This is a genomic window from Petrotoga halophila DSM 16923 (assembly GCF_002924615.1).
Genome location: NZ_JALY01000233.1, coordinates 1 through 10,272, shown reverse-complemented (window position 1 = coordinate 10,272; position 10,272 = coordinate 1). Strand labels below are relative to the sequence as shown.

Below are 10,272 nucleotides of genomic sequence, written 5' to 3'. Positions count from 1 at the left end.
TCACCCCGCTCCCCACCCGTGAGGAAAAGTATCTTTGTTAGCGCCTCTTCGCCCCGCTCCCTGCCCATCACAATTGGCTCTTTTTTGGCTCAAAAGTTTCTCTTAACTGAATCTACCGTTATCTTTCGATTGTTGCAGTTTGTGAACATTTTTCTCAAGCCATCCTATTTTAACTCCCTCATTAGTGGTGAATTCCGGTACGTAGGGTTTTATATCCAAAACAGGGGTACCATCAATTATTTCTACATTTTGAATCTCCAGTATATTCTTTTCTACTTTTATTAACTTAACAACTGATAAAACAATGGGAATGAACTATGCCAATGGGATTGTATCTAATTTCAATCATACTTTTAGCTCCTTTCAAACTAATATTATCACATAAAAAGAAATTAATACAAATTTAATAAAGTTATGATATTATATTAATGTTACGTTTTTCATTTTCAAAAAAATCAAACATTAGGAGGGATCGGTATGAAAAAGATAGTGGTTTCTTTATTCGCTTTAATAGTTTTAACTGCGGTTGTTTTTTCGGCTCCTTTAGGGTTAGGTGTAAAAGTTGGTGAACCAACGGGTTTGTATATAAGGAGTTATACTAGTTCAACGAGTTTCGCCGGTATCACGGCTGCCTGGTCTTTTACCCACGACAGTTTCACTATACAGGCAGATTTTAACGGTGTTTCTCCAAATCTTTTTGGTGATATTGATTTTAGCTATGGTGCAGGTATTCATCTTGGTGTAAAAGACGATTTAAATTTAGGAATACGCTTCCCATTGGGTTTGAATTTTGCTATTCCTGAAACTCCATTGATCACATTTTTAGAAATTGCACCAGGTTTTAAAGTTACCCCTGAAACAAACTTTGATTTAAGCGGAGGATTAGGTTTATTTTATACTTTTTAATGTGCATTCTTCTTTTAATTTGACATAATTATCAGTTTATGATATAATAAGTTGACAAGAAATATAGATTAAGGAGTGTTAGACGTGAAACAAGGTATTCATCCAGAAATGAAGCTTATAACCGTAAAATGCGCCTGTGGCGCTGAACATACTATGTATTCAACAGTTGACAATTTCAGATTAGATGTCTGCTCTGAATGTCATCCTTTCTACAAAGGAGAATTAGGTTCACAAATATTGGATACAGAAGGTAGAGTTCAGAAGTTTAAGAACAAATACAAAGATTTTCTTGAAAACTAAAAATCTCTAATTTTCTTGTTGGGGGGGATTTATTAGAGTTAAGGAATAAAAGTATCAAGAGATGAAAAGCGTTATCCAGTTGGTCCTTGCTATTGGTAAATTTTTACTAATATCCAGCTGGAAACATAACAAAAAATCTCGGAGGTGAAAACCAACGCCTGGACCCAGGCCATCCTTTTATGAAGGGTGATATCACGACTTAGCAAGGTTCTCGTGATTAAGAAAAAAGGGCAAGGTAATTATTTTGGTAAATGAAAGTTTAGCAACAGGGGATTCTGTGAAAGGTAAAGTAGTCGATATCAAAAAGTTTGGTGCTTTTTTGGAACTTGAAAATGGTGAAGAAGGATTTGTACACATTTCAAAGATTTCAAAAAAGTATGTAAGAGAGATATCCAATTTTTTAAAAATTGGTGATGAAGTTCAAGGAAAAGTCATAGGAAGAACAAAAGATGGAAAGTATGAGCTGTCTTTAAAGGATTATGACGAGCAAAAAGAGGATACGGGAAAATCACACAATTTTGAAAAAAGATTGAACCAGTATCTAAAAGACAGCGAAAAGAAGATATCCGAGTATAAAAAGCACCTAGATAAGAAAAAGAATACACGAAGAAGATAATTAATTATAGGTTATGTATATATAGGATAACAACCGAGAGGGAGATTTTCTCCCTCTCAATTATTTTTTATGTCAAAAAAATCTAAACTCTGACCTTTTCTTTTTAAAGTTACATACTTTGTGGTAAAATAATTGAGAAAGCTGGGAACGTTTGCTGCGGTGTGCAAACGATGTTTTTAAAATAATTTTGACTTTGAACTTGATTATGGGGTTCTTAAGGGGTTAACCCCTTAACGTCTGGGAGCGCGGTGAAGTGGCGCTAAAATAAGTTTTAAAGTGTCTACAAACAAGTACTATAATAAAGATCTAAGGAGGATTAGCATTTGAGTACTTATACAAGAATAAAAGGTACTAAGGACATTTTTGGCGAAGAAGTTAAGTACTGGGAATACATTGAAAATACCGCAAAGAAACTGTTTAAAATATACGGGTACAAAGAGATACGAACCCCATTAATTGAAAAAACCGAACTTTTTAGCAGAGGAATAGGCCAAGAAACAGATATTGTTCAAAAAGAAATGTACACTTTTGATGATAAAAAAGGAAGGTCACTAACTTTAAGACCCGAAGGAACCGCTTCGGTAGCAAGAGCTTATATAGAAAACTCTTTAATAACGTTTGGATCTCCTCAAAAACTATTTTACATAGGTCCTATGTTCAGATATGAAAAACCTCAAGCCGGGCGTTATAGGGAGTTTTATCAAATAGGGGCGGAGATTTTTGGAACAGACCATCCTTTAGCTGATGCAGAATTAATCACATTTGTCTACGATTTCTTCAATAAGCTAAAATTGAGCAATTTTAAAGTGAAAATCAACAACATAGGCACCTTTGAAAGTAGGGAAAAATACAAAGAAGTATTGAAAACGTATTATCAACCATTGTTACCCAACCTATGTGAAGATTGTCAAAGACGGTTCAACACGAATATTATGAGGTTGTTGGATTGTAAAATAGACGTCGAAGCGGCAAAAAACGCTCCTTCCATCTTAGATTATTTAGACGAAGAAAGTCGCGAACATTTCAACAATCTCCAAAAATATTTGAAGGCTTACAATGTACCTTATCAAGTTGATCCAAAGATCGTTAGAGGTTTAGATTATTACACAAAAACGGCCTTTGAGGTAGAACATTCTGATATGGGTGAACAAGCTGTCATAGCAGGTGGTGGTAGATACGACGATCTCGTCGAACAGTTAGGGGGTCCTAAAACTCCTGGGGTCGGTTTCGCTATAGGGATTGAAAGAGTAATAGAAGCATTAAAAAGAGAGAATGTCGAGGTTGAAAGTGAAAGTAAAATAGATGTTTACGTGGCTTTTCAAGGTGAAAAGGGTGAAATGGCAGCTGTTACTTTATCAAAAGAACTAAGAAAGAAAGGCATAAATACTTATCTAAATATATCGAAAAGAAATTTATCAGGGCAATTTAAACATGCCAACCGATTAAACGCTAAATATGTGGTTGTAATAGGAGAGGAAGAAATTTCTAGAGATATTGTCACAATAAAGAATATGAAAAGCGGAGAACAGACCCAGATTGAAAGAAATTGGGTGTCTGAAATCATTGTGGAAAAGCTTAGAGAAGAATAAAGACTTTTTTAACTGGAGGAAATAGAATGATTTTGCTGAGACCTTTTATTATTTTTATAACCTTTGTATTGTCATACATACCCGTCCTGCAATTCGTTGGATTGGCGTTATTATTTTTTATTTATCACGTTTTGATTAGAAATAGAAATCTTCATATTGAACGAATGAAGAAGGTCTATGAAACAAATAATTTAACCTTTCCAGATATAAAAGAGAAGAGCCCCATAATTTGGTTTATTTTGTACATGGTTTCTTTTTTGGTACTGAATGTTTTCTATCTATACTTGATACAACAAGTAGCAACTTTAACATTGGAAGAAATACAAACGTTCACCCTACCTAGTTGGCAAATTTATTTGCTTTTAGGAAGTTTTATATTAAGCTGGATCTCTTATGCCAGTATGATAAATAGGATTGACAAAGACCAATGGCAACTTCAAGAATCTGAAATTAGCAACAAAATAGTTAAAAATCGTTTCATCAAATTGAGAGACGGAAACGTCGTCATGTTATTGAGAATTATTACCCTTGATGTATACCAGTGGTTTCTTTTGTTTTTCTTAATAAGAGAAACAACGATACATTATTTTGAGGATGGAACCGCTACGGGAAGGTATCTTGAACTGATCAAAAAAGATGAGAAAGAAACACAAAACGAAACTTCAACAAATGGCGCAGCCGAGAAACCCGCACAAGAGGACCCTTATGAAAAAATAATCAATCAAATTAAAAATGTAGGGGAAGACGAAAGATATAGTACTATTTTTTCTCATGTTACGTCTATACCAGACAAAAAGAAAGCCGAAGAGATATTAGAAAAGTTACTAGAAGATGGTTATATAAAAGAAGAAGAATACAAAAAGCTCCAACAATTTTTATAATCTTTGTGGGGTGGGCAGCGGGGCGAAGGAACGCTATATAAAGAATTATAGAATATTTTTATAGGATCTTAATGGGGAACCCCCTTAACGTTTGGAGGCGATATCAACTATGTTTGTCCCACTATCCGGTGCAGATATTACTGACTTAGAAAAACGAACCATTATGGATGTTTTGAATTCTGAAAGACTTGCTTTGGGCCCTTATTTAGAAAAGTTTCAAGAAATAATAAAAGAATACACTGGTACGAAATATGCTCTAGCTGTAAACAGCGGGACATCAGCCTTACATTTGATTTTAAGGGCCTTAGATTTTCAACAAAATCAAAAAATGATCGTAACACCTTTCACTTTTATTTCTTCAGCTAACGTGGCTTTGTTTGAGAAAGGAGTACCGGTCTTCGTTGATATAGATCCTCATACTTACAACTTATCCGTTAAAAATTTAAAGGAGTTCATAGACAAAGATTACAAAGACGACGTTACGACCTTTATGGGTGTGGATATTTTTGGAGTTCCCTTGAAATGGGATGAGATACTTGAGATTCTTCCAGATGAAATTAAAATAATTGAAGATTCTTGCGAAGCCCTAGGTGGAGAATATAAAGGGCGTAAATTAGGAACTTTTGGAAAGGCTGGTACATACGCCTTTTACCCAAATAAGCAGATAACCACCGGTGAAGGCGGGGTTATCGTTACTGATGATGAAGAAATATTTGAGTTATGTAAGTCCATGTGTAACCAAGGTAGAGGTAAAAGTGGTGAATGGCTGATAAGTGAAAGGCTCGGATACAATTATCGCATGGATGAATTGTCTGCGGCACTTGGTTTTGCTCAAATGAAACGGATAGAAGAAATAAGTTCAAAAAGAAAAGAGAAGGCTATGAATTATTTTGGTTTGTTCAAAAATGAAGAAAGAGTAGTTCTACCTTTCATTCCTCAAGAAGTTACTTCTCAAAGTTGGTTTGTCTTCGTTTTGAGATTGAACTTAGATTGGGTATCAGAGTTAATTAATATACCTACATGGGTTAGAAATTTTGATCTACCAATAAAAATTGAAGGACAACAAAATCGAAAAGAATGGAAAGAATTAATAAATAAGATTAGAAATATCTTACAAACCTTCTTAAAAAAATTGAGTGAAAAGGGCGTTGAATCCAAAAATTACTTTTACCCTGTTCACCTACAACCTTTTTATAGAAAAATGTTCGGTTATGAAGAAGGAGATTACCCTGTTACAGAGCTAATCTCATCTTTAACTTTTGCGATCCCATTTTTCTCCAATATCAGTCTTGAACAACAGAATTACGTATATCAAATAATAACAAAAAGCTTAACGGAGATGAAAGATGAAACATTTGTCTAAAAGATCTTTTAGATTGATGATAATAGACTATATTTTGTTTTTCCTCGCTTACATTGTAGCAATGTTCATAAGGTTTCAGTTTGACTTTGCAGAGATGAGAGAGTATATCTCCCCCATCTTTTTCTTTCCTTTGATTATGGTAATTGTTTTTTATTACTCTGGAATATATAGATACATTTGGAGATTTGCCACTCTTAACGAATTAAGACCTGTATTTAACAGTGGTTTCATAGGTTTCCTTATCAACTTTTTTGTTTTTGAGTTTGTAAGAAGATATATAAGCGACATTTTCACTCTTCCTTTCAGTGTGGCAGCAACCGCATCGGTGGTTGGAGTGGTCTTTGTTTCAGCTAGTAGGATATATTGGTTTTCAAGGTATTCTCGAAATTATAAAAAACAAGTAGACGGAATTAAAAATGTTCTTATAATAGGAGCAGGCGATGCAGGAACTGAATTGTTGGGAGAGTACGAGAGGCATCCAGAAGAGGGATCAGTTGTAGGATTTTTGGACGATGACCCAGAAAAGATAGGAAGAAATATTCGAGGCTATCCCGTACTGGGGAAGATAAATCAAGTTATGGATTTTGTTGAAAAATACAACGTTGAAGAGGTTTTAATAGCTATTCCCAGTGCTTCATCTGATCAGATAAAAAAAATCATAGATTATGTTGATACAACAAAGGTTAGGTTAAAAACTTTACCGGGAATCTTGGAAATTTTAGATAACAAGTTATCACTTGGCTTTCTACGAGAGGTTGATATTTCTGATTTGTTAGGTAGAAAGGAAGTTAGTGTCGATTTAAAAGAGATCAAAGATTACATAAAAGGCAAAAAAATACTGGTTACAGGTGCAGGAGGAAGTATAGGCTCTGAAATATGTAGACAGGTTTTACCAATGGGGCCTAAAGCTCTTTTCTTACTTGGAAAAGGGGAAAACAGTATTTTTGAAATATCAAATGAATTGAGAGACAAGTTCTCAGATGCGTTTATAGAAGAAATTATCGCGGATGTGTCCGATGAAAATAGAATGAGGTATTTATTTTCAAAATATAAATTTGATGTTGTTTTTCATGCCGCTGCCCATAAACATGTTCCCCTCATGCAAAAAAACCCAACTGAGGCCTTCAGAGTCAACACAATTGGGACTTACACTGTTGCAAAACTTTCAGGAGAATATAATGTAGAAAGATTTGTATTTATCTCCACCGACAAAGCCATCAAACCAACATCCATAATGGGTGCTTCAAAGAGACTGGGGGAAATTATAGTAAAGACATTGTCCAACTTTTATCAAACAAAGTATGGAATAGTAAGGTTCGGGAACGTTTTAGGAAGTAGAGGGAGTGTAATTCCAATTTTCAAAGAACAGATTAAAAAGGGTGGTCCCGTTACGGTCACACATCCCAATATGAAAAGGTATTTCATGACCATTCCTGAGGCTGTCTCTTTAGTATTACAATGTGGACAGTTTGCTCAAAAGGCTGAAATATTTGTTTTAGAAATGGGGGAGCCTGTCAATATTGATCGATTAGCCAGGGATTTGATCAGACTTTCCGGGTACATCCCTGACCAAGATATAAAAATAGTTTATACAGGCATCAGGCCTGGTGAGAAATTATACGAAGAAATATTCTTGGAAGATGAAGATTACGAAAAAACTAGAAACAGACGAATATTTATTTCAAAATCTAACAACAATGAAATAAATAAAGAGAAACTAAATGAATTGATAGAGCGAATAAATATTATGATAAAAAACAACGATTACAACCGTGCTATTGAAATAATAAAAGATTACATACCAGATTCAAATATATCAAATATCAGCGAAGGGGCGCTAATAACTACAACAATCAAACAAGGAGGCAAAAAGCTATGAAAGCATTAATACTCTGTGCAGGAAAGGGAACAAGACTTCGACCACTAACCTTCACGAACGCAAAACCATTGATACCAATAGCTAACAAACCAACCATCATGTATAGCTTGGAAAAAATAAGAGACGCAGGGGTTACAGAGATCGGTTTGGTAGTAAATTCAGAAAATATAGAAGATTTTAAAAATGTCTTAGGAGATGGAAGTCAATTAGGTATAAAATTATCATATATAATACAAGAGCATCCAAAAGGTTTGGCACATGCGGTAAAAGTCTCAAAAGAATTCCTTGATAATGATGACTTTATAATGTATCTAGGGGATAACCTTGTAAATTTTGATCTTAAAAATTTTATAGACCAGTTTAAGCAAGGAAATTATGAATCTTTTATTCTCTTGACTTCCGTCGATAACCCTTCACAATTTGGAATAGCAGTGATGGAAGATTCGAAAGTAACAAAAGTTGTCGAAAAACCAAAAGATGCTCCATCAAATCTCGCAATAATTGGGGTTTACATATTCACCCCAAAGGTTTTTGAGGCAATTGAAAACATTCAACCTTCATGGAGAGGGGAACTTGAAATAACCGATGCCATTCAATGGTTAATAGATAATTCAAACAACGTTGGAGCTCACATAGTAGAGGGATGGTGGAAAGATACCGGAAAACCTGAAGATTTAATCGAAGCGAATAGAACAATTCTTAGCACCTTAAAAGAACAAAAAATAGAAGGAGAAATAAGATCAGATTCTTCAGTCCAAGGAATGGTACACATCGGGAAAAATACAAAGATAATGAATTCTATCATCAGAGGACCTGTAATAATTGGAGAAAACGTTACAATAAGTAATGCGTACATAGGGCCATACACAAGTATCGGTGATAGTGCACACATAAACTCTTCAGAGATTGAAAACAGTATAATTTTAAGTTATGCAAATATTTCAAATGTGTATATAAGGATAGAATCATCTATTATTGGAGAAAATTCAAAGATTTTTTCTACAGAACGAAAACCATATTCACTAAAATTGGTGATAGGCGATTATAGCAATATACAAATACCAAAATAATAGCTAATTATCTTGGGGGTGAAAATAATAGACGATAAAATAGAAGTAATAACCGAACTTTGGAACAAACTGTATTCTGATAACTATAAATTGGAAATTCTCTTAGACTTTTTAAAATCAAAAAAAGATTCTTTCACATATACGCCAAAAGATAAATTTTGGTACAAGAAAGGTTTGGTCTATTCAACTTATGTTGATCTTTTCGCCGGTGATTTTGACAAAATGAAAGAAAAATTAGATTATTTGAGTAATTTAGGTGTAACTATCTTATGGCTTCTTCCCATTTTACAGTCTCCAATGAAAGACCAAGGATTCGATATTTCAGATTTTTACAAAGTTCGAGATGAATTAGGTGGTAACGAAAGTTTTTTTGAATTCATCAACCTTGCCCACGAAAAAGGTATAAAGATCCTTTTTGATGTTGCAATAAACCATACTTCTGATGAACATCCATGGTTTCAAGAGGCAAAAAAATCAAAAGATTCTAAGTATAGGGATTATTACATATGGAGCGACACCGATAAAAAATACTCCCAAGCCCGACTGCTTTTTAAAGGAATGGTAAACAGCAACTGGACCTACAACCCTGAAAGGAATGACTATTACTTTCATAGATTTTACGAAATACAACCGGACTTAAATTACAAAAATCCTGATGTGTTGATAGAGATGATAAAAGTTTTTACCTTCTGGAAAGAACACGGTGTAGATGGTTTTCGAATGGATGCAGCACCTTTTTTATGGAAAGAAGAAGGTACTAACTGTGAAAATTTAATTCAAACTCACTGGATTTTAAAAATATTCAGGGCGGCTTTGGATTATCTAAAAGAAGGAACCGCATTGATTGCAGAAGCTAATCAACCTCCTAAAGACGTTGTTGCTTATTTTGGTAATTCTGACGAATGCCAGGTTGCATACCATTTCCCCGTTATGCCAAAAATTTTTCTGGCTATTGCTGAAGGTAACCCCAACTATGTAATAGATACTCTTTCAGAAAGAGTTACCCCGCCTATTCCAGAAGATTGCCGATGGTTCGTTTTTCTAAGGTGTCACGACGAATTAACCTTAGAATTCGTTGACCCAGAAGAAAGAGCGAAGATGTTGAAATACTACTTGCTCGATGAAAGATGGAACTTTAGAGAAGGAGAAGGGATCGCGGGAAGATTGTACAACCAAATGGGTAAGGATTATAAAAAAGTGCTTTTAGCTTATTCAATTTTGTTTTCTTTGGACGGAACACCAATAAATTATTATGGTGATGAAATAGGGATGGAGAACGACGAGGAATTCTATAAAAAAATGACCGAAAAAATAGGCTACAAAGATTCAAGATTTTTCAACAGGGGACCTTTCGACGAAGAGAAAAGAAAAGAGGCTCTAAACAACGCTAACAGCGATAGTTATAAGATTTTTCATGGAATAAAAAAGATGCTTGATTTGAAGAAGGAAAATGAAGATCTATTTTCAGAAAAACCAATCTACGAAAATATCGACGGGGTATTTAAAGTTACAAGAAAAAAAGCAAATAAAAGTATTGTTATTTATAACAACTTGACCGTTGAAAGCAAATCATTAGATAATATCACTTTGCAACGCCATGAATATGTTTGGAAAATAAGTTAAAAGTGCTTCGAGGAACAAAATGTAGGGTGGGGAGCGTGGCGAAGG

Annotated in this window: 10 protein-coding genes; 9 read left to right on the top strand and 1 reads right to left on the bottom strand. The window is 34.4% G+C overall.

Annotated elements, in window-relative coordinates:
- Positions 1–102: 102 nt before the first annotated feature.
- Positions 103–306, bottom strand: coding sequence for a TrmO family methyltransferase domain-containing protein (locus AA81_RS14805; RefSeq protein ID WP_342750140.1), 204 nt, complete (start codon positions 304–306; stop codon positions 103–105).
- A gap of 171 nt (positions 307–477) precedes the next feature.
- Between AA81_RS14805 and AA81_RS11475 the strand changes: the two genes are divergently transcribed.
- The 9 genes from AA81_RS11475 (at position 478) to AA81_RS11435 (ending at position 10,227) form a co-directional block, all read left to right on the top strand.
- Positions 478–906 carry a hypothetical protein gene (locus AA81_RS11475; RefSeq protein ID WP_103078790.1) on the top strand — a complete coding sequence of 143 codons (429 nt, stop codon included), beginning with the start codon at positions 478–480 and terminating at the stop codon, positions 904–906.
- Between the two features lie 84 nt (positions 907–990).
- A complete protein-coding gene (gene rpmE, locus AA81_RS11470; protein WP_103076638.1) occupies positions 991–1,206 on the top strand; it encodes a 50S ribosomal protein L31 in 216 nt (71 codons plus the stop codon).
- A 244-nt stretch (positions 1,207–1,450) separates the two neighbouring features.
- Complete coding sequence (locus AA81_RS11465; protein ID WP_103078789.1) at positions 1,451–1,822, top strand: S1 RNA-binding domain-containing protein; 372 nt, start codon at positions 1,451–1,453, stop codon at positions 1,820–1,822.
- A gap of 323 nt (positions 1,823–2,145) precedes the next feature.
- Positions 2,146–3,411 carry a histidine--tRNA ligase gene (hisS, locus tag AA81_RS11460; RefSeq protein WP_103899092.1) on the top strand — a complete coding sequence of 422 codons (1,266 nt, stop codon included), beginning with the start codon at positions 2,146–2,148 and terminating at the stop codon, positions 3,409–3,411.
- A gap of 26 nt (positions 3,412–3,437) precedes the next feature.
- Positions 3,438–4,292 (top strand): hypothetical protein, encoded by an 855-nt coding sequence (locus AA81_RS11455; protein ID WP_103899091.1) that lies wholly within the window; start codon positions 3,438–3,440, stop codon positions 4,290–4,292.
- 109 nt (positions 4,293–4,401) lie between these two features.
- Positions 4,402–5,655, top strand: a complete 1,254-nt coding sequence (locus AA81_RS11450) for a DegT/DnrJ/EryC1/StrS family aminotransferase (RefSeq protein ID WP_103899090.1) — start codon at positions 4,402–4,404, stop codon at positions 5,653–5,655.
- Positions 5,639–7,534 carry a polysaccharide biosynthesis protein gene (locus tag AA81_RS11445; protein ID WP_103899089.1) on the top strand — a complete coding sequence of 632 codons (1,896 nt, stop codon included), beginning with the start codon at positions 5,639–5,641 and terminating at the stop codon, positions 7,532–7,534. The genes AA81_RS11450 and AA81_RS11445 overlap by 17 nt, the downstream gene beginning before the upstream one ends.
- Complete coding sequence (locus AA81_RS11440) at positions 7,531–8,604, top strand: glucose-1-phosphate thymidylyltransferase (protein WP_103899088.1); 1,074 nt, start codon at positions 7,531–7,533, stop codon at positions 8,602–8,604. Before AA81_RS11445 ends, AA81_RS11440 begins: the two co-directional genes overlap by 4 nt.
- A gap of 18 nt (positions 8,605–8,622) precedes the next feature.
- The gene (locus AA81_RS11435) at positions 8,623–10,227 is read left to right on the top strand and encodes an alpha-amylase family glycosyl hydrolase (RefSeq protein ID WP_103899087.1); all 1,605 of its coding nucleotides are present in this window, start codon (positions 8,623–8,625) and stop codon (positions 10,225–10,227) included.
- Positions 10,228–10,272 lie beyond the last annotated feature (45 nt).